20 protein-coding genes are annotated in these 19,797 nt (G+C 51.2%); 9 read left to right on the forward strand and 11 right to left on the reverse strand.

Annotated features, from left to right (window positions below):
* Positions 1-229: 229 nt before the first annotated feature.
* The 3 genes from B036_RS0116455 to B036_RS0116465 all read left to right on the forward strand — a co-directional run bounded on the left by B036_RS0116455 (position 230) and on the right by B036_RS0116465 (position 2,978).
* The gene (locus B036_RS0116455) at positions 230-937 is read left to right on the forward strand and encodes a response regulator transcription factor (protein WP_020569829.1); all 708 of its coding nucleotides are present in this window, start codon (positions 230-232) and stop codon (positions 935-937) included.
* Positions 938-1,082: 145 nt separating this feature from the next.
* Complete coding sequence (ctlX, locus tag B036_RS0116460) at positions 1,083-2,000, forward strand: citrulline utilization hydrolase CtlX (RefSeq protein ID WP_020569830.1); 918 nt, start codon at positions 1,083-1,085, stop codon at positions 1,998-2,000.
* 195 nt (positions 2,001-2,195) lie between these two features.
* Positions 2,196-2,978, forward strand: coding sequence for an enoyl-CoA hydratase/isomerase family protein (locus tag B036_RS0116465; protein ID WP_020569831.1), 783 nt, complete (start codon positions 2,196-2,198; stop codon positions 2,976-2,978).
* 105 nt (positions 2,979-3,083) lie between these two features.
* Here B036_RS0116465 and B036_RS34295 read toward each other — a convergent pair whose 3' ends face one another.
* Together B036_RS34295 and B036_RS0116475 are read right to left on the reverse strand one after the other, a co-directional pair.
* On the reverse strand, positions 3,084-3,989 hold the full coding sequence (locus tag B036_RS34295; RefSeq protein WP_020569832.1) for an FKBP-type peptidyl-prolyl cis-trans isomerase: 906 nt from the start codon (positions 3,987-3,989) through the stop codon (positions 3,084-3,086).
* A 2-nt stretch (positions 3,990-3,991) separates the two neighbouring features.
* The gene (locus B036_RS0116475; RefSeq protein ID WP_020569833.1) at positions 3,992-5,023 is read right to left on the reverse strand and encodes a DHH family phosphoesterase; all 1,032 of its coding nucleotides are present in this window, start codon (positions 5,021-5,023) and stop codon (positions 3,992-3,994) included.
* 185 nt (positions 5,024-5,208) lie between these two features.
* On the opposite strand from B036_RS0116475, the gene B036_RS0116480 reads away from it, so the two are divergent.
* Together B036_RS0116480 and B036_RS0116485 are read left to right on the forward strand one after the other, a co-directional pair.
* Positions 5,209-5,631, forward strand: coding sequence for a nucleoside-diphosphate kinase (locus tag B036_RS0116480; RefSeq protein ID WP_020569834.1), 423 nt, complete (start codon positions 5,209-5,211; stop codon positions 5,629-5,631).
* Between the two features lie 84 nt (positions 5,632-5,715).
* Positions 5,716-6,675 carry a bifunctional heptose 7-phosphate kinase/heptose 1-phosphate adenyltransferase gene (locus B036_RS0116485; protein ID WP_020569835.1) on the forward strand — a complete coding sequence of 320 codons (960 nt, stop codon included), beginning with the start codon at positions 5,716-5,718 and terminating at the stop codon, positions 6,673-6,675.
* 251 nt (positions 6,676-6,926) lie between these two features.
* On the opposite strand, the gene B036_RS29760 is transcribed toward B036_RS0116485, so the two are convergent.
* The 4 genes from B036_RS29760 to B036_RS0116505 form a co-directional block, all read right to left on the reverse strand.
* Positions 6,927-8,012 (reverse strand): zinc-ribbon domain-containing protein, encoded by a 1,086-nt coding sequence (locus B036_RS29760; protein ID WP_020569836.1) that lies wholly within the window; start codon positions 8,010-8,012, stop codon positions 6,927-6,929.
* A 170-nt stretch (positions 8,013-8,182) separates the two neighbouring features.
* Entirely contained in the window at positions 8,183-8,512 is a 330-nt protein-coding gene (locus B036_RS32270; protein WP_020569837.1) for a PspC domain-containing protein, read from the reverse strand.
* A 32-nt stretch (positions 8,513-8,544) separates the two neighbouring features.
* Positions 8,545-9,510 (reverse strand): leucine-rich repeat domain-containing protein, encoded by a 966-nt coding sequence (locus tag B036_RS0116500; protein WP_020569838.1) that lies wholly within the window; start codon positions 9,508-9,510, stop codon positions 8,545-8,547.
* Positions 9,511-9,625: 115 nt separating this feature from the next.
* On the reverse strand, positions 9,626-9,862 hold the full coding sequence (locus B036_RS0116505; protein WP_020569839.1) for a hypothetical protein: 237 nt from the start codon (positions 9,860-9,862) through the stop codon (positions 9,626-9,628).
* Between the two features lie 174 nt (positions 9,863-10,036).
* Here B036_RS0116505 and B036_RS0116510 point away from each other — a divergent pair, with 174 nt between their 5' ends.
* Positions 10,037-10,744 (forward strand): YqjF family protein, encoded by a 708-nt coding sequence (locus B036_RS0116510; RefSeq protein WP_020569840.1) that lies wholly within the window; start codon positions 10,037-10,039, stop codon positions 10,742-10,744.
* A 201-nt stretch (positions 10,745-10,945) separates the two neighbouring features.
* Here the strand turns inward: B036_RS0116510 and B036_RS0116515 are convergent, their stop codons facing one another.
* From B036_RS0116515 to B036_RS0116535, 5 genes are all read right to left on the reverse strand, one after another.
* Positions 10,946-11,608: a DUF4159 domain-containing protein gene (locus B036_RS0116515; RefSeq protein ID WP_044102980.1), complete on the reverse strand. Its 663-nt coding sequence runs from the start codon at positions 11,606-11,608 to the stop codon at positions 10,946-10,948.
* A gap of 46 nt (positions 11,609-11,654) precedes the next feature.
* Positions 11,655-12,362 carry an RsmE family RNA methyltransferase gene (locus B036_RS0116520; protein WP_020569842.1) on the reverse strand — a complete coding sequence of 236 codons (708 nt, stop codon included), beginning with the start codon at positions 12,360-12,362 and terminating at the stop codon, positions 11,655-11,657.
* Positions 12,363-12,393: 31 nt separating this feature from the next.
* Positions 12,394-12,642 (reverse strand): NifU family protein, encoded by a 249-nt coding sequence (locus tag B036_RS0116525; protein ID WP_020569843.1) that lies wholly within the window; start codon positions 12,640-12,642, stop codon positions 12,394-12,396.
* Between the two features lie 102 nt (positions 12,643-12,744).
* Complete coding sequence (locus B036_RS0116530) at positions 12,745-13,494, reverse strand: response regulator transcription factor (RefSeq protein WP_020569844.1); 750 nt, start codon at positions 13,492-13,494, stop codon at positions 12,745-12,747.
* Between the two features lie 136 nt (positions 13,495-13,630).
* Positions 13,631-15,016 (reverse strand): sensor histidine kinase, encoded by a 1,386-nt coding sequence (locus tag B036_RS0116535; RefSeq protein WP_157472189.1) that lies wholly within the window; start codon positions 15,014-15,016, stop codon positions 13,631-13,633.
* Between the two features lie 243 nt (positions 15,017-15,259).
* On the opposite strand from B036_RS0116535, the gene B036_RS0116540 reads away from it, so the two are divergent.
* The 3 genes from B036_RS0116540 to B036_RS0116555 all read left to right on the forward strand — a co-directional run bounded on the left by B036_RS0116540 (position 15,260) and on the right by B036_RS0116555 (position 19,765).
* Positions 15,260-16,021, forward strand: a complete 762-nt coding sequence (locus tag B036_RS0116540) for a GLPGLI family protein (RefSeq protein ID WP_020569846.1) — start codon at positions 15,260-15,262, stop codon at positions 16,019-16,021.
* 164 nt (positions 16,022-16,185) lie between these two features.
* Entirely contained in the window at positions 16,186-16,941 is a 756-nt protein-coding gene (locus B036_RS0116550) for a GLPGLI family protein (RefSeq protein WP_020569848.1), read from the forward strand.
* Between the two features lie 133 nt (positions 16,942-17,074).
* The gene (locus B036_RS0116555; protein ID WP_020569849.1) at positions 17,075-19,765 is read left to right on the forward strand and encodes a TonB-dependent receptor; all 2,691 of its coding nucleotides are present in this window, start codon (positions 17,075-17,077) and stop codon (positions 19,763-19,765) included.
* The last annotated feature ends 32 nt before the right edge of the window (positions 19,766-19,797 follow it).

Genomic DNA, 19,797 nt, shown 5'->3' on the forward strand with positions numbered 1-19,797 from the left:
ATCACGGGACTTGCACATTTTTGTTTTCAAGGCTTTATATGGCTGATTACTAGTTTGTTATGATTTTTGGCGCGGCCGCAGGTGCCAGGAACGGTTTGGGGGAAGTGTCCGCATGGCTACACTAGGCTTTGGTTTTCAGGTAGGGGTAAATCTCTACGCCGGGTTTGGGCATTTAATTAATTCACGCATTTAGATGGTCCTTTACTGACATTAACCCATCACCCTTAATATGAAACGAACAGCACTAGTCGTAGAAGACGATCACGATATCATCGAATTACTCCGAATCCACCTGGGTGATCTTGGCTGCGAGCTCACTGCTATCTCTGATGGGAATGAAGGATTAGCCGCTGCATTAAGACATACGTATGATTTGATCATATTGGATGTGATGCTGCCAGGAATGGAAGGCACTGAAATTTGTCGACGGATTCGCGGGAAGGAAATTGGGACACCGATATTGATGTTGACTTCAAAATCGGAAGAGTTTGATAAAGTCCTGGGGCTGGAAATGGGGGCAGATGATTACATCACCAAACCTTTCTCTATCCGGGAGTTAATTGCCAGGGTTAAGGCCCTCCTTCGCCGGGCCGAACGCACCCGGGCCTCCGCCCCGGCAGAAGACAAAGCCGCTGTATACGTTTATGGAAATCTGTCCATTGATCTGGACAAACGCCGGGTCACCACCAACGGCACCCGGGTGGATCTCTCCCCAAAAGAATTTGAATTGCTCAGCCTGATGGCTGCCAATCCCGGTAAATGCTACGATCGCTCCAAACTACTGAACCTCATCTGGGGGTATGATTTTGACGGGTATGAGCATACCGTCAATTCCCACATCAACCGACTTCGTACCAAGATTGAGCCAGACGTGCAGAACCCTACCTATATTTTGACTAATTGGGGGGTGGGCTATCGGTTTAATGAAGAGTTGTGATGCTTGCACATTACTGGAGTTTTAAAGCGCGATTTGCCGTAGAATTCCCCCAAATCATTCTACCTTGCCGCCGCTAACCAGGATATTGTTTGAACTTCTACTTCTGATTTTCAAATAAAATCTGAGCCTTAACCACGCCCACCAAATGCACAAACAAACCACGAACCATCTGCTGATGGTACGACCCGAGGATTTTGCCATCGGTAGTCCTACACACCTGGACAATCACTTCCAGTCCATTGCCCCTCCGGAAAAACAGCGCGACATCGCCGCTGCTGCCATCAAGGAATTTGATGCATACGTTGAAACCCTGCGGTCTGCTGGTCTGAAGATCACCGTCATGGAGGACCAAAAAGGTATATCCACTCCCGATTCTGTTTTTCCAAACAACTGGTTCAGTACCCACGAAGATGGGCTATACGTTACTTATCCGATGTATTGGCCACAGCGGCGGGTTGAACGCCGGGACGATGTGCTGGAAATCCTGGATAAGGATCATCTCATCAATCGTACCCTTGCCCTGGAGCATTGGGAAAGTGAGGGGCGTTTCCTCGAAGGAACAGGAAGCCTGGTACTGGACCGACAGAATAGAATTGCCTATGCCTGCTTCTCTGAACGGGCAACTAAGGAAGCCATTGGTGACTGGTGTGATGCCATGGACTATAAACCACTGACTTTTAATGCATTTGATCAACGCGGTGGCGTAATTTACCACACCAACGTTATGCTGGCCATAGGAAACGAGGTAGCCCTCGTTTGCCTGGACGCCGTAACCGACCCCGGAGAGAAAACTAAGTTGACCGAAAGCCTTTTCCTTACCGGAAAACGTATTATTGGCCTTAGTCAGGATCAGGTAGATAATTTTGGGGGTAATGCGCTTGAAGTTCAAACCCCTGATGGTCCGGCCTGGGTAATGTCATCGACTGCTTATAACGCCCTCGACCCGGCACAGCGGGAAGCACTTGGGGCTCCGATCATCCATGCGCCCCTGCCGGTCATTGAGAAATACGGTGGTGGCAGTGCCCGATGTATGATCTCTGAAATATTCCTTCCGAAGAAATAGTTTGTAAGGAACCTTTCCCGACCGTCCGTGCGGGGCGCTCTATCCTCGTCTGCGGCTGCCTGTTGCGGTCCAATGGGGTAGGGCTCCTGAAGACGCTCAGCGTTTTTTGACTAGATTTTAAAAACCTAACGATTGACGGAGTGATGTTTTCTTCATCAGGTTCCATTTTCTCTGCTCAACCATTATCTTGTGGCCATGCCTAATTACGAAAACCTACTCGTCGAAGAAGCGAATAATATTCTTCACGTTACCATTAATCGCCCCAAGGCGCTCAACGCGCTGAACCAGCAAACCATGCGGGAGTTAGCGGCTCTTTTCGGTACCGACTACGCCAACCGCAAAGACCTTACGGGTGTTTTGCTTACGGGGTCAGGAGACCGTTCCTTCGTTGCCGGAGCTGACATCAAAGAATTCCTCGGTGTAGCAGCTTCGGGATCAGGAGAAGATATGGCGCGCAAAGGGCAGGATGTCTTTTTCCTGATCGAGCGTTTTCACCGCCCGGTGATCGCTCTGGTAAATGGATTTGCCCTCGGCGGAGGCTGTGAGCTTGCCATGGCGTGTCATATGCGGATTGCCGTGGAAACGGCCCGATTTGGCCAGCCGGAAGTCAACCTCGGAATTATCCCCGGTTATGGCGGTACGCAGCGCCTTAACCAGTTGATTGGGAAAGGAAAAGCCATTGAACTGACCCTCACCGGTAACATGCTAAATGCGGTGGAGGCCAATCACTTAGGCCTGGTAAACTATTGTTTGCCAGCTGACGAGGCTCGTGCTAAGGCGCTGGAGTTATTGCAGACCATCAGCACTAAAGGTCCCGTCGCCATCGAGGAATCCATCAAAGCCATTAACGCCTACTACGCCTCCAGCGATTTTGAGGCGGAGGCTTCCGCTTTTGGTCGTGCCGCTGGCACGAAAGATTTTGCGGAAGGAGCGGCGGCTTTTGTGGAGAAACGAGCCGCGAATTTTAAGGGGGAGTGAGATAAACCCAAACCGTGAAGGTTTACTTAGCTTCAAAAAAGAATGGCCGGCTTCCAACAGGAAGCCGGCCATTCTTTTGAAATGAGTTATGGAATCATTTACTGCCTACTGAACGTCTTCGAGTTCAACGTAGAAAGCGAGTTCTGAGCCACCTGGTATACTGCCGTCGGGCGTACCATCAGCACCATAAGCGAGTTCGGAAGGAATGAAGAAGGTGGCTTTGTCACCAACCTTAAGCAATTCGATGCCTTCGTCCCATCCCGGAATAACGCGTCCGATACCAAGCTGGAAGCCGATACCTTCTCCCCGGTTGAAGGACTGATCGAATATAGTTCCGTCGGAAACCAACTGACCGATGTACTGTACGGTTACGCCAAGTCCAGCTTCAGCTTGTTTGCCGTCACCTTGCTCATGAATCATGTACTTAAGACCGGATTCCGTGGTTTTAATCTGATCACTAAGCTTTCCGTCAGCATACGCTTTACGAATTTCTTCGGCGAATTCGACACGTTCCGGCTCCAAAGCTTTGATTACCTCGGCTTTTGCCGCAGCTTCAGCTTGTTTTGCGGTCAGTTCCGCGTTGTAATCTGCCTCACTGACGATCTTGGAAACAACAACGTCGTAAAGAACAACGGAGTCATTCTCCATGCCAGGGGGCTTACTTGGGAATTCAGAAATGTTGACACGGACTACAGCACTGTCTCCAACCCGCATTTGCCGTACGATGTCCTCGACTGGGCCGATTTCATCTTTAGTTGCGGTTAATTCAGCGGCCTGAACAACGGGGAGTTCACCACCGCTTTTCCAGGTACTGAAAAGAATACTGTCTCCTTCAGTCCGCATAGCAGCATTGAAGTGAACGTAATCACCGGGTTGTACCAAATCACCTCCGCCATTAGCGGTAAAGAGCTGGTAGCGGTTCCCGATGTCGGTACGCTGCATTGAACCACCTTCATTGCCACAGGCATAGAAAAGGGTGCTGGCCAGCAGCAGAAAAATTATTGAACGCATAGTTATTGATTGTTAAATTCGTGGTACGCCGCGTTGATCTCAGTGGCGTAGTCTGGTAACAGTTTTTTGAATTTGTTGATAGTAGTGCCGAGTGGCGCGAAGCTGGCACCTCCGGCGGCATTTTTGTGCCCACCTCCACGGAAGTGAGACTTGCAGATCTGCTGCACGTCCATCGACCCTTTGGACCGGATGGACATTTTAACAATGGTTGGTTGCTCGTGGATGAAGGCAGCAATCATCATACCCGGCATGCGGAGAACGTAGTTAACAATGCCCTCGGTATCTCCGCGTTGAATATCAAAGTGTTTGTAATCCTCTTTAGTTAACCAGATAATTCCGGTACGGTACTCGGGGAGGATTTCCATCTGGTTAGCCAGGCAATGTCCCAGCAGGCGGAGCTGCTTTTCGGTCATGCTGTTCCAGATGTTGTCCTGGATTTTGTAATCATCGGTCCCTGCTTCAAGCAATTTCGCAACGGTGCGGAAAAGGGCAGGGGAGGTGCTGTATTTGAAACCTCCGGTGTCGGTCAGGATTCCAGTATACAGGCAATCCGCTACGTCACGAGTTACCCATCCGGCATGGCCGAGGTCATCGATGAATTTATAGACCATCTCACAAGTGGAACTTGAAGTTGGGTCACTGAACATATGATCGGCAATCGGCTCGGGGAAGAGGTGGTGGTCGATCATAATGCGCGGCCGGTTGTCCTTATCCAAACCTGCCGCCATCTTGTCGATGCGGTCGAAAGAGTTTAAATCAAGGATGAAAAACAAATTGGCTTTGTCAATCGCTGAGCGGGCCTCTTCGGTTTCATCATCATAAATAATGATGTCACTGACCTTAGGCAGGAATGCCAGGAAGTCTGGATAATCCGAAGGCAAAACAATTTTTACTTGGTGTCCCTGGCTCTTCAGATAATGCGAAAGACCGAGGCTTGAGCCTACAGCATCTCCATCCGGGTTGCGGTGGCTAAAGATTACAACATCCTTTGGGCTGGATAAGAGGGCTTTTACTTCCTCGATATTTGGTTCCATGGTAGGCGATATGGCTCAAAAAGAGGCGCAAAGATAGTCAAAGAGTCAGATAGTCAGATAGTCAAATAGTATGGCTGTGCTCGCTAGCGCTCGTGCGGCAGCTACTATCTGACTGTTTGACTATCTGACTATTTGACTAATAGACTACCTTTGCGGCCTCAAAACCAAAAAAAACAAATTGCCCCATGGCTACTAACCGCACCTTCACGATGATTAAGCCCGACGCCGTACGCAATGGCCACATCGGCGCTATCCTTAACCAGATCAATGCTGGCGGCTTCCGCATCGTTGCGATGAAGTACACTAAACTCAGCGCTGAAAAGGCGGGTGAGTTTTACGCAGTACACAAACAGCGTCCGTTTTACGGCGAACTCGTTGAGTTCATGAGCAGTGGTCCCATCGTAGCCGCTATCCTGGAAAAGGACAATGCTGTTGCCGATTTCCGTACACTTATCGGTGCTACTAACCCAGCTGAAGCTGCGGAAGGTACCATCCGTAAGAACTTTGCTACCAGCATAGGCGAGAACGCCGTTCATGGTTCCGACAGTGATGAGAACGCTGCCATCGAAGGCGGCTTCCACTTTGCCGGTACCGAGACCTTCGCTTAAAGTCAGTTATCGGGTTGTCCGGTTGTCGGTTGCCTAAGAGATAACTGACAACCGGACAACCGGACAACTTGACAACCCGAAAACTTGATCATTAATTTCTTCTCCCTCCGCATCCTAGTCGTCGGTGACGTCATGATCGACCGTTATTTAGACGGTCGGGTGGAACGGATCAGCCCCGAGGCTCCGGTTCCGGTGATGCGCCTTGGAGAAGAAGAAAACCGGCTGGGTGGAGCCGCGAACGTAGCCCTCAATCTCAAAGCTTTGGGGGCAACACCGCTGCTGGCCGGATTGGTCGGAGCGGACGAAAACGGAAAAGTATTCCGAAGCCTGTTGGCTGACCACGGTATATCGGATGAATTGATCGTTACGGATGAAAGCCGAACGACAACGGTCAAAACCAGATTGGTAGCCAGTGGACAACAATTGCTGCGGGTTGACCGGGAAGACACGCACGATGTGCAGGGCGCGGCCGCAGGTGCATTACAAGAACGAATAGCAGGGATGCTGACCTCAGGGAAAGTCGATCTGCTGCTGTTCCAGGACTATAATAAAGGCGCACTCTCTGCCGAACTCATTGGAAGCATCAGTATTGTTGCTGCAACTTGCCAGGTGCCTACGGCGGTAGACCCCAAAGACAAGAATTTCTGGTCTTTTACCGGATGTTCGCTTTTCAAGCCTAACCTGCGGGAGATCCAGCAGCAGGCAAATTTCCCCATCCGTCCGGTATTGGCGGACCTCGACCGAGCGGCCAGCTTTATTTTTGGCAAGCTACAGTGTGCTGCCGTAATGGTGACACTTAGCGAGCACGGGATTTACGTACACAACGGCAAAACTTCTGCCATTTATCCCACAAATGCCCGCAAGGTCCGCGACGTTAGCGGAGCGGGCGATACCGTCATCAGTGTGGCGGCCTGTGGTCTTGCTTCGGGGCTTTCACTTGCTGAGATCGCCCAGCTGGCCAACCTTGCCGGTGCACAGGTGATTGCTAAGAGTGGGGTGGTGGCGGTTGATCTGGAGGAGTTACTAGCAGAAGAGAAAAAGTAGGGTTGTCGTAAATATGTAGAAGTACGACAATTCCCCGCTCCTACGTTTCTTTCCCTGCACCTGCGACCCCGCCCAAATAGTGAAGGAGAGAATTATTGAATGAAACAGTAGGCCCCGCACCTAACGTTCGCGTCTCTATACTTGCTCACCATAGCGAACAAGCGTAGCGCAGTAGATTTTTCAAGCGATTGCTTTTTTTTCATTCACCATTCTTCCATTCGCTACTCCCCCTGCACCTACGGCCAAAAACCTTACACAAAATCTTCTGGCTTAGGCTTACCCGGTGACGCCTCCGGCGGAGCTTCATCGCTCCGCTTTGTGCCGCACTTGGTGCAGAATTTATCGTTATCCTGTAAAGTATTACCGCAATTACTGCACTGGTTCTCGTTCGGCGTGCTGCCGTCTTCAAAAACGTGAGATACCGCATTGCCGCAGTTGACACAAAAGCTTTCCCGGCCATTCAGCGAAGCACTACAATAGCCGCATTTATAGGGGTTATCCTGATTTACCACGGGCTTTCGCTCCATGATCCGCTGCAAATCACCCGTCTTGATCCAGGCAAAAAACTGCGCCGCCCGAATAACGTAGGGTGGGTGCGTCATGTCCGTAAGCAGCAACCACTTGATGATCTTATTGTAAGTGTCGTAATTGAATTGATCGAAATCATGGGCCTGAGATTTGAAGGCATCTACATCAATCTTATCGTAGTACCTAAGTGGTTGCCCCGCCAGCTTGATGATCGCCGAAGTGGCTGCGTCGGTGTCCTGACAGCAAAGCAGACCGGCACGATCCGAGGAAAACGCGGCCATTCTTTGCCAGTTCGCCACCGCCATCTGTACACCTGCGGCCAGCAACTGACCAACGCCCAACGGAAATATATCGAGTGCCTGCGCGAACATTGGCAATACGATTGCCACCTGATAATACAGGATGTTGTCGCTCTTTACGTAATGCAGTTGGGTGCCGAAAACAAACAGCAACTCCTCCGTAGTCAGCTGGTCTATCATCTGTGAACTGATGATGATCATCGGTTTTTCTACCCCGACGGTTATCGCTTCCTTATCGCCGTAAGTAATGAAAAGCTCAGGAATGTCCTTAACCTCCAGAATCCGACAGGCTTCGAGGAACAACTCATGAACTTCCGGGAAGTTTACGTCTGTTACCTTAAGGCAACTACCCGTGAACATGATCCGGTAATAGGTTTCCACACCTAGTTCAGATATCTTTCGCATCAACGCCGGAAACCCCGGCGTTTTCTTCATCGTAATCAGCGCCTGCCGATCAAAAGGGTGCTGGTATTCGTACGGGGTAAGGCGATCTAGGGTGATGCGATCCATAGTTTTCAGTTTTCAGTACACAGGGTTCAGTATTCAGGGTTCAGTACTTAGGTCTGGGCAACTCTAATAATTAGGAGTCAGGTAAACAGGAAGGTTGAATACCCGCTCCTGAAATCTGACTACTAAATCCTGAGTACTGACCACTGATCCCTGAAACCTGACTGCTTAACCTAAAGCCCGTTGCCGCAACTCTGGCAGAATTTGTTTGACGGAGAATTTTTGGTGCCGCAATTGCCACAGAATACAGTACCCGTATTGGTCGCAGTTGGGCCGTTGCCACCGAGGGAACCTGGTTGTTGCCCAGGTGGAAGTTCATTCGCTTTAGGAATAGCCGCTGCACCAACGATGTAGGCTATAGCAACTGGGATCGTTCCAATGACGGTGAAAATACAGATAAGGATGACCCCGATACGGACGATCCACGGATCAATGTTCATCTGTTTTGCGAGTCCGCCGCAGACACCTGCGATGATACCATTCTGTCGTTCGAGTTTACTCATGGAAGTTTTGGGTTTTTTACAAGATAGAAATTCTAGTTTAAAATCAAGTGGCAACTTGGTTTTGCTCGTCGAAAAGCCGGCAGGTCAACTATTTTTCCACGGCTACAGACAACGGAGCTCAGATCTGGTAACGCTACCAGCGGCTGCAGCGTCTGCACCCTTGTGTTACGAATGTCGAGCTTGCGAAGACCTCTCACTGTCGTCAATGGCCCCAGATCCGCTATCGGTGTTCCGTTCAACAACAGGGTTTGAATGGAGGCCATGTGCCGTAGTGGCTCTATGTCCTGGATCTGCGGATTGTTACTCAGGTCAATAGTTTTCAGGCCAAGAATTCGTTGGAGTTGCTTTTCGCCCACTTTGCCGAAGTGGCCAATTTCATTAATGAGTGCTTTTCGCCAGGCCGGTGGTAAGCCGTCCCACCAGGATTGTAAATCTCCCCCCGGTTCCGGGCGATCAGCTGAATTTCGGGCTGCGGCGGCGCCAGGATATTCCAATGGGGAAATTTTGGTGAAAAAATCGCGGCGTTTTTTCTCTTCCAGGGCCCGTCGTTTGAGGTCCTCCCGCAGGTTATTCATCAGCCGTTCCGTTTCCAGTACGTACTTGCCTTTAGGATAGCGACGGAAGTAGTCCTCGTAAACCTCCATACTGTTGGCCTCCAGGGCTTTTTCCCAGGCGACCTCTTCTTCCACCTCTTCGAGGTAGGCGGAAAATACGGTGTAATCGTCAAGGTTGTTGATGACGCGCAGCAAACCCTGGCTGACCCTGGCTACGGCGAGGTTGTGGTTGTCCCTGGTGATCAGATTGGCCAGGAAATCGCGTTGAGCAGTTGCCAGGTTGCCAGAAAGTACCACGACTTGTCCCTGTAAGTTCTCCACTTCATGTATCCCTTCGGGATGCCTTTTTCGGCAATCCGCCAGCCAGATAATGAGTTTACTGGTGGCGTCCTCCGCCTGTCCGGCGGCGATAAGTTGGAGTAATTCCTGAAGGCAGCTGTTCATTATGGGTGGTGGTTCTGGGGGATAAATATAAGTAGCAAGGTAGATATTCAGGGCGGGGCCGCAGGTGCAAAGTAAGGGTTAAAGGGAGTTAGGAACGAAGACAGCCAGCAAGGCCCTATTCCTTCTTTCGCTTCGATAACCATTTCGCATTCTTTCGTTCCAGGTATCCCTCAGCCCGCCAGGTAAAGAAACTGACCAAACCCCCAACCACTAACCAAATGAGGAAATCTACTACCAGTGCAACGGTACTGTCTCCAAATGCCCAGTCGTGTTCGACCGAGAAAAGCATGATTGTCATGATCAGACTGAAAACAACTGCCTGGATGGCAAGGCGACGGTAGGGGATAGTCATGTTCCGAAGTTTTAGGGGCAATGGTCTGTTCAAATGTAGGACATGTCTGGCAAGCATATAATTTTGTTCTCTCTCACGTTCCCATAGTAACATACTTTCACGTGAAAGAAAAACAGGCTACGGGGCAAATTGTCGGATGGATGTAATTACCTTACTACCCACTACCCACCATTTATGTCCTTTCTTACCGGCCAATGGCGCCGCCTCATCATGGTCAATTACGCTATTGACCCACAAATCCTGCAGCCTTACGTGCCACCAGGTACGGAGCTTGACTTGTGGCAGGGAACCTGCTACGTCAGCCTGGTAGGCTTTTTATTCAAGGATACGAAGCTGTTGGGCATTCCTATTCCCTTCTACCGGAATTTTGAGGAGGTGAACCTGCGCTTCTACGTCCGCTACAACGATCAGGGCGAGTGGAAGCGGGGCGTTACGTTCCTTAGTGAGATTGTCCCGAAGCACATGCTCACATTTGTCGCCAATACAGTGTATAACGAACATTATTCCACCAAGCCGATGCGGCATGATTGGTCTTCCGACGGAGAAGAGATGAGGACAAGATACCAATGGAAACACGCCGGCAGCTGGATGTCAGTTTCGGTAAAGACTGACGTCATCTCCCAGGCCATTACCCCCGGAAGTGAAGCGGAGTTCATTACGGAACATTATTGGGGCTATACGCCTGATGGAAAAGGGCGGAGTTACGAATACGAGGTACGGCACCCGGTCTGGGAAGTTTATCCCATTCAGTCATTTAAGGTGGACGCCGACTTTGGCGCGCTGTATGGGCCTGACTTTGCCTTCCTCAATCAAGCAAGACCAACGTCTGTTTTTCTGGCGGAGGGGTCGGAGATTTCTGTGGAAGGGAAGCGGAGGGTTTGAATATTGGGCGTTTCGTCTTTCAGTATTTTGCGTGATACTTTTATCCCACAAAATAGCCTACTCCATATCTCGACAGGCAGGCGTGACGGGGTTTCGCGCCTTTTTTTGCGAGCGTTTATTATACCAGGCGAGGCTATAAGTCAGGGACCTTCAGTAGCTCAATAGCGTAACGCGGCATATATTAAGCCTACAAACAAACGCCTACTGCTCAAAAGCAAACTCAATCACATTAGCCCCCATCCGCAGCGCCGCCTGCCGGATCTCTGGTGGGTCTTTGTGTACCGACTCGTCCTCCCAGCCATCACCCAGGTCACACTGGAAAGAATAGTAGACGACAAGCCGGTCTTCGTAAAAGATGCCATAGCCGATGGGGGCTTCGCCATCATGCTCGTGGATCTTCGGCAAACCGGTAGGAAACTCAAATGTCTGGTGGTAAATTTTGTGGTTAAACGGCAGTTCCACCAGCGCCAAATCCGGGAATACCTGCTCTAAGGCAAGGCGCACGTACGGGTCCATGCCGTAGTTGTCGTCGATGTGCAAGAAGCCCCCGCCGATGAGGTAATTTCGCAGATTTTCTGCTTCCAGGGCACTGAATACCACGTTGCCGTGGCCAGTCATGTGCACCCAGGGATAATTATATAATTCAGCACTACCTACTTCCACAGTACCGTAATCAAGCGCAAAGTTGGTGCCCAGCTGGTCGTTGCAAAAAGCCGCCAGATTTGGTAAGGCCGTGGGGTTGGAGTACCAGTCTCCGCCACCATTGTATTTGAGCAACCCCAACCGTAACTCAGACGAGGGTGGGGGAGCCGTAGCCAACAGGGTGAACACAGACAGTAGGAGGAGAGAGAATAATCTTGGCATGGTGATAATTATCGGGATGTGTCGGGTTGTCTGGGGTTGTCCGGACTTACCAATTGGCTTGTTCTATGGCGTGGACGGCGGCGATAGCCGCCGTTTCCGTCCGCAGCCGGTTCGGGCCAAGGCTAACGAATTCATAGCCAGAAGTCCGTGCCAAAGCTGCCTCGGTGGGGCTGAAACCACCTTCAGGGCCAATGGCTATGGTAACGTTGCCTCCCCGTTTGTAGTTGTCCCGGAGCAAGCCTGTTTCTTCCGGTTTACCGAGATAGGCCAGATAGCGGACATTGCCGGGAGGTGGTTGATGTAATGCTGTTTCAAAGGGAAGTAACTCCCCCAGTTCCGGAAGCCAGGATCGGAGACTCTGTTTCATGGCGGATTCCAGTACCCGCTCCAGCCGGTCATTACGAAGCCGCTTCCGCTCAGAATGCTCCGTCAGGATTGGCTGAATGAAGTCTACCCCAATTTCCGTCGCCTTTTCCAGGATCCACTCAAACCGATCGATGTTCTTAGTAGGCGCCACCAGCAGGTGCAGGCGATGAACAGCCCGGTCATTATCCTGTCGGATGGGCGTAACATCCAAAAGGCACTCTCTTTTTGAAATACTGGAAACAGTGGCCTTGAACCAACCTCCTTTTCCATTGACGAGGTCGAGTTCATCACCTACTTTTTTACGCAAGACCTGAAAGGCGTGCTTCGCCTCCTCCTCCCGGAGTTGATGGTGACCGGCTTGCAGGTTGGGGTCGTAGAATAGCTGCACTTGGGAAGTTTTAGGAGCTGGCTCCTAGTTTCTAATTGACGGCGACAACGCCGGCAATTTCCGGTAATCTGTTTTTAAGCGTTTCTTCCACACCGGCCTTCATTGTCATAGCGGTCATGGAGCAGCCATTACAGGCACCCAGCCATTTGATCTCGACGATTTTAGCGTCGGAAACATTGAGGACTTCGATGTTCCCCCCGTCGATGGCGAGGTGGGGGCGGACATCATTAAGAGCGATGTCTACTTTAGCAATCCAGTCTTGTCTTTCGTCCGGCGTCATGGGTAAAATTGTTACTCAACAAAGGTAACAAATGAACGGGTGGCAAGTTGTAACCAGCGTCCTGATCCCTGTATGCTGACTCCTGAATACTAATCCCTTCCTTCATTCCACCACAAATCGATAGCCGACCCCACGTAGCGTAATTATCCTGACGCGTGGATCCGCTTCCAGCATGCTCCTGAGTTTGCGGACGTAAACATCGAGGTTTCGTGAGTTGAAGAAACCATCATCGTGCCAAAGGTCGAGCAAAATGCGTTTCCGTTGGATGACGGATTGGCCTTTTAGCTTGACAAACAAACGGAGCAGCTCTGCTTCCCGGTGGCTTAATTGATGGGTAAGCCCTTCGCTACCCGGAGGGCGGAAATGAAGACGAAGGTTTGGGTAGTCAAAGATAAATTGGCCGAATTCATAGGTTTCGGAGGAAGATTTTCCGGGCGCGGTCGCGGGTGCATCGCCTGGCTGATCAGGAGCAGGGGAGGCAGTTCCTCCCTTTCGCATTTGTACCAGGTTTCGCATACGTACCAGCAGTTCTTCCATGCTGAAGGGCTTGCGAACGTAGTCGTTACCACCTGCTTCGAAGCCCGTGAGCACATCCTTGGCTTGCACCCTGGCGGTGAGGTAAAGGATCGGCAGGTTGGGGAATTTTTCCCGTAGCCGCTGCCCGATGGTAAAGCCATCTTCTCCCGGAAGCTGAACATCGAGCACGGCAATGTCATACTTATCAGCACTTTCCAACGCGGGCTTCGCCGCGTGCCCGTTGGTGAACCAGTCAATCTCACACTCCCTGCTTTCCAGGGATTCCTTCACAATGCGGCCGAGGAGGTTCTCGTCTTCAAGATAAAGTACTTTCATAAGGGCAAGGTAGTAAAGGGAGAGGGACAGAGGAGTAAAGGAAAAGGGGGCAACGTAGGCCCGGAGGGCCGTCTTTCGTAGCGAGGGGCTAGCGCAGATCCGTAGGATCAAGCATGGCCCCTCGTATTCGTTGTATTCAACGCCCAGGAATCTTAACCGTAAACCGGGCACCTCCATCGGAAGTATTGTCTACTTCAACGGAACCACCGTGTGCTTTGGCTACCTGGCGAACAAAAGTCAGGCCGAGGCCATGCCCCTTCACCGTATGACCTTCGCCGGGCCGCTGGATGCGGTAAAAACGCTCGAAGATGTGTTCTCGCTCATAGGTGGGTATTCCCGGGCCGTTGTCGGAGATGGTAAGCACGGTTTCGTTCACTTGCCCGGACACCGCCACATCGATCATCGGCGGCTGTCCGCCGTACTTACAAGCATTGTCAAGCAGGTTATACACGAGGTGATGCCAGTAGTGCGGATCAGCCAGGGTATTTGTGTCGCCATGGGTAGACAGGTGCAGGCAATCATCGTCGAGCTGGTACCGCAGGGCAAGGCCCCGCCAGGCTTCCCGAACGGCTTCGCTTAGGTCCGTTCTTTGGAGCTGAAGCCGTTGACTGAGGTCTCCGGCCTGCAGGGAGTCGATGGCCCGGTCGGCCATCTGGTCCAGTCGTTGGAGTTCTGCCTGGCCGATGGCCAGGTACTCCCGCCGTCGCTCCGGGTCTTCATCGGCGCCAAAAATGTTGAGCGCCTCCAACGCGACGCCTACGGTGGCAATCGGAGTTTTTAGCTCGTGGGCAACGTTAGCGACCAACGCGTCTTTCTGCCGCAGTTGTTTCTCTTGTTCGAACAGGCTACGATAGGCAGAGGCAAAGGCAAAACCCGTAGATCCTAATAACAGAAAACCGAAGAAGAATTCGGGGAGCAAACCCAGTATGAGGCTACCTGTATAGTCCGTTACGTCAAAATAGGAAGGCTCCTTACCCAGCCCTTTGTTGATGAGCTTGGTCTTTATGCGCATGGACTGTGGTGAATCTCCCCCGGCAATGTTGGCGTAGGAGACCGCGTTGAGTCCGACGCCATAGCGGCGGCGCAAGGTGTCGATCAGTTCAACGGGGAGCTTGTCCAGCGTAAAGCCATCGTCCTGAAAGTGAAAACTAAGCGACTGGGAATCCGATTGAAAAGGGTTAGCCCGAACGGTGAGGATTTTTGGAAACCGATCTTCCGGGCCACGCACGTCCTCCGTAATAATGGTGGTATGTTCCTTCAGGGCCGAAACGCTGTATTCGATGTAAGCTTCGGTTCGCAGCATTTTTTCCTGGCTGCTGCCACCTTCCCAAACGGGGCCATTGCGCATGAAGAGCGGGACGGCCTTGCGGAAAACATTACTGACGAGCAGGTCATCCAGGTCGCGTTCCACCCGATCCCGAAGCGCTTCCCGGTCATGTTTATAGGATTGCCACCACCACATGCCGAGCAGGCTGGCAATCAGGACCATAATGAGAGAGAAAGTATAGATGAGCTGTTTCACACTACAAAGAAAGGTCCCTAAATCGCTGTGCCCAAATAGATTAACCTTAATTAACCATGTTTGGCCGTGCTTAAGGTGGCGAGGTGGTTACTGGTACTACCTTTGTAGTAGAAGCATGGGTTGACCAGGAAAAAATGGTCTGCTTCTGCTCTTTAATTCAATTTTGCACCTGCGGCCCCGCCTGATGATTCACCAGAAACGCCGAGAGCGAGCATACATCAACTTACTAACCACTCCTCAGCTATGAAAAACGTACTACTTCTCCTCATCTGCTTGTTTTCGGTCTTTGCCCTGACGGCCCAGGTATCCTATGGCACCATCGATTATATTCGAACGGTGGAGCGATCGCTCAAAATTGAAGGCATGGAAGAAAACAAGGAAATCCAGGCGATGATCGCTAAAATGGCTGCCTCCGGAGCCTTTACGGAGAACTTTCAGGCCACTTTTGGCCCGGAAGGATTTACGTTCATTCAACAAGTCAAGGAAGTCTCGGAGATGGAGTCTGAAATTGGGGGCGGTGGTACGATCGTCATTGCCACCGGGGGAGATGATCCTTCTCATTATTCCACCAATACTAAAACCGGACAGGTGCTGAATACCGACTATATCTTCGACAAGAGTTTCCTCATTTCCGGGAAAGTGCCTGAGTTGAAGTGGGAATTAACGGGAGAATCCATACCTCCAAGTGATGCAACCATCGGTCTCGATCTTAAGGTGGCTACCGCAATCACCGATACGGGAGACACGATTACCGCACACTACGCTCCATCCATTCCCGTGCAGGTAGGGCCAGACAACATTTACGGATTGCCCGGTGCAATCATGGTACTACAGATTCCTCAGGAGGACGGCCTGCTAACTTACCGTGCCGTTTCTATGCAGTTAAGTGCAGAACCGCTTGAACTGGTGAAGCCGACAGAAGGTAAGAAAATCAGCCGGGAGAAGTTTCGGGCTGAAAAAGAGAAACGGAAGAAAATGATGACACGGACAGTGATCCGGGGTTAAGCGAATATTTAATTGAGGTTGGGGTAGTTCTGCGGATTAAACTTTTGGCTGGCGGCATCGTCGAATAAAAGTGCCAATCCGTCGAACGGGCAGGAAAAAAAACCGGGATTGTACAACATTTGTCATACTTCTTTGATTCCTAAGGGAAATACAACCTCAACAGAATGAATTCTATTCAACGCTTTACCCTGTTTTTAACCCTGGTCTTAGGACTGGGAACCGTCTCCGCCCAAATCACCAGTGGAACCATTGATTATAACGAGAGTTTCACCTTCGAACTTGGCGACTGGATGCCGCAAGACCGCAAGGAAGAAATGTTGAAGCGGATGGCTGATGGTGACTTCGACCGGACTGGCCGCCTGACGTTTTCTGCTGACGCTTTCAGTTATTCCCAATTACCCCAGGAGGCACGAGGCGGCGGAGGCCGTGGATCGTGGATGATGCGCAACCAGGAAAACCCGGATATCTTCTACACGAGCATTGCTGATTCCATGGTTACTGATCGTCGGCGAGTAATGGACCAGGCCTTCATTATGGAAGACAAATGGGTTTCCCCCAAGTGGAACATCGCCAAAATGAAAGTTGGTATGAAAGAAATTCCATTACCAACCCAATTGGCCACCGCCGTAAGCATTGAAGGAGATACCCTTACTGCCTACTTCACCCCAAGTATCCCACTGGCTATTGGCCCACGCGGATATGGAGGCCTGCCAGGCGCCATCGTCTACCTCAAAGTTTTGAAGGACGGACGAACGACCGAATACAAAATGACCACAATGCAACCCAATGCCCCAGACGCTAATCCGGAGAAACCAGCTGATGAGAAAATCATCACCCGCGAAGAATTTGAGAAGCAACAAAAGCGTGCCACAGAAATGATGGAACGCCGCCGCCGGGGCTGGGAACGCGGAAGGGGGTAGTTTCAAGTTGTCGGGTTGTCGGGTTGTCAGCTTGATACTCCGACGCCCCGACAACCCGATAACCTGACCCTCCACCCGACAACCTGATTCCCGGGCCACCTCGACACTCCGACAACTCGCTAACCCCAACCACATGAAATCTTTATACACCCTTTTGGCCTTTTTGGTCACTACCACCCTGCTCTCCGCCCAGGCGGAAATTGTTGCCATCGTTACGGATACGACGGGCATTACACTTCCTGGAGCCAACGCCGTGTTGCTGCGGGCGCAGGACAGTCTTTTGACGAGCTTCGGTACCACCGATGATAAAGGTGCCTTCCGGATGCAAAATGTTGCCCCCGGAAAATATCTACTTCGTGTAACCTTCCTTGGCTATGAGCGGCCCGATCAAGAATTGGAAGTTACTAAGGATGACACCTACTTCGATTTAGGTAACCTTAAGTTGTACCCCGCCGGGTTTTTCCTGAATGGCGTGGAAGTAACTGCTGATCGTATCCCCATCCGGATGAAAGGCGATACCATGATGTACGACGCTGGCGCTTTTGCCGTTGGCGATAATGCGGTGGTGGAAGATCTGATCCGTCGCTTGCCCGGAATGAGTGTTGATGCCAGTGGGCAGATCACCTGGCGGGGTAAGCCCATCTCCGAGGTAATGATCAACGGTAAGCCATTCTTTGCGGGCAACTCGACCCTGCTGACCCAGAACCTTGATGCTAAAGCCATCAAGAACGTGGAGGTCTATGATCAAAAGTCGGATGCCGAGGAAATTAGTGGCATCGATGATGGAAATGAAAACATGACCGTTAATCTCGAAATGAAGGATGACTTCAAGGCTAAGATTTTTGGTGAAGTCTATGCGGGTTACGGTACGGAGGAACGGTACCAGGCCGGTGGAAAAATATTCCGGATCAGTGACGTGACGCAAATCGGTATTCTGGGGACGGTCAACAACGTAAACAAAGTTGGGTTCTCCGGAGATGAGATTTCGGGGTTCAACGGTAGCTCCGGACGCGGAAGGGGCTTCTCCTTTAGTGGCGAAAACAACGGGCCGCTGCAACAGGACAATGGTAACGCTACTGGTCAAAACAGAAGTATCGCCTCAGGTGTCAACTTTGGTCGGAGTATCGGAAAAGGCGGCCAGTTGACCGCTGATTACGCCCTGTTCGATCGGAACCAGTCCCAGGAATCTACAACACTACAGGCCTTCAACCGCGCCAATGACCAACGGATTATCAATACCCTGGAAAACAATACTGCGAGCAATTATAGTCACCGAATTGGATTCGAATACCGCCAAAGGTTGGACACTACTTCACGCTTACGCATCAACGGTGATGCAAATATTATTGGTGGAAGGAACTCTACGGATGCGGGAACCAGCATAAAAAACGGTGAAGAGCTGATTGACGAGTACGGTGTTAAGGAACTGAATGTAAATGAGCGCCCATCGGCTAACCTGGACCTTAGTTTCAACCGCCGGGTTGGTGGTCGGGAAGGTCGGACACTAAACATTGGTGTTGGTGGCGGCTTCACCGATAACCAAAGCGACCTTGACCTGACTACTGAAGGGCTTAACGAAGCTTCGCTGAACGTGCCTGGCGCACTGGTTAACGGTCAACAGATCCAGGACCGAAGGACGAACACCATCGATTACGGTGCGGACTTCGATTTCACCGAACCCCTCAACGATAAATGGCGTGTGCGGGTTGGTGCAGGTTATAGCCTCGATCAGGACCAGGGCAATTACAACTTCCGCCTCGGCGAAGAAACTGCTGTGAACCTGCTTGACCGGCAGTGGAGTGGGGCAGAAGGCTCTCTCGGTATGATCCATACCTTCGGCAAAGGCGGTAACCTCTCTTTTGGCTCTAATGTGGAAAGAAATACGCTGGAACTGTCAGAAGATGTGGTGCAGAGCTCTAACTATACCTTCATCCTCCCCTATGCACGGCTGAGAGTGCGGTCGAAGAAAGGTTTCTTCAACCTCGGTTATAATAGTAGTGCACGGGCTCCCGCTATTTCGCAGCTCCAGACGATTGCGCAGCCCGGTGCCAGTGGCCGGGTCAGCATTGGTAACCCTGATTTGACACCCTCCGTTAACCACGGCCTGAATTCTTTTATGTATTTTAATGACCAGTTCCGTGCCATTAGCCTCAATGCAAGAGCCACCGTAACCTACACGGACAATGCTTTTGGTAACTCCGTTACCTTTACGGACGGTCAGCAGATCTTCCAGCCCATCAACGTAGGTCACGCCTGGCAGGGCAACCTTGGCGTAGGTGCTACCATCGGCATGAACTTCCTGAATGGTGAAATGCGCTTAAACGCCAGCACTAACGGTAGTCAGGGCATCGGCTTCGTCGATGGTGTAGAACAGTTGAATACCACGACCAACACAAGTGCGGGCGTAAACATCACGACGGAATTCAATGAAGACAGCTACCTGAAGGTTGGCTACGATCTGAACAACTACCAGAACAGCTTTGAGGGGGAAAACGTACGTTCAACCTCCATCAGCCAATTGACACACAACTTCCTAACGCAGTTTGAATTGGAAGTTAGCCCGAAATGGCGTTTCGAAAGCCGTTTCCTCTACAGCATCTTCGCAGCGAGTGATTTTGCTGAGCAGCAGACGATTCCGGACCTTCGCCTGAGCCTGGAAATCCGCCCCTTCCGCAAGAAGCGGCACTTCTTCCGGATCTCTGCTTCGGACATCTTTGACCAGAACACCATCATCAACCGTTCCGTTAGTTCCTTCGTGACGACGGAAACGACCAGTGACGGTTTGGGCCGCTACTTCCTGGGTACTTTCCACTTTAAGATATAGCAGGTTGCAGGTTGCAGGTTGCAGGTTGCAGG

Source organism: Neolewinella persica DSM 23188, from assembly GCF_000373105.1.
Taxonomy (GTDB): domain Bacteria; phylum Bacteroidota; class Bacteroidia; order Chitinophagales; family Saprospiraceae; genus Neolewinella; species Neolewinella persica.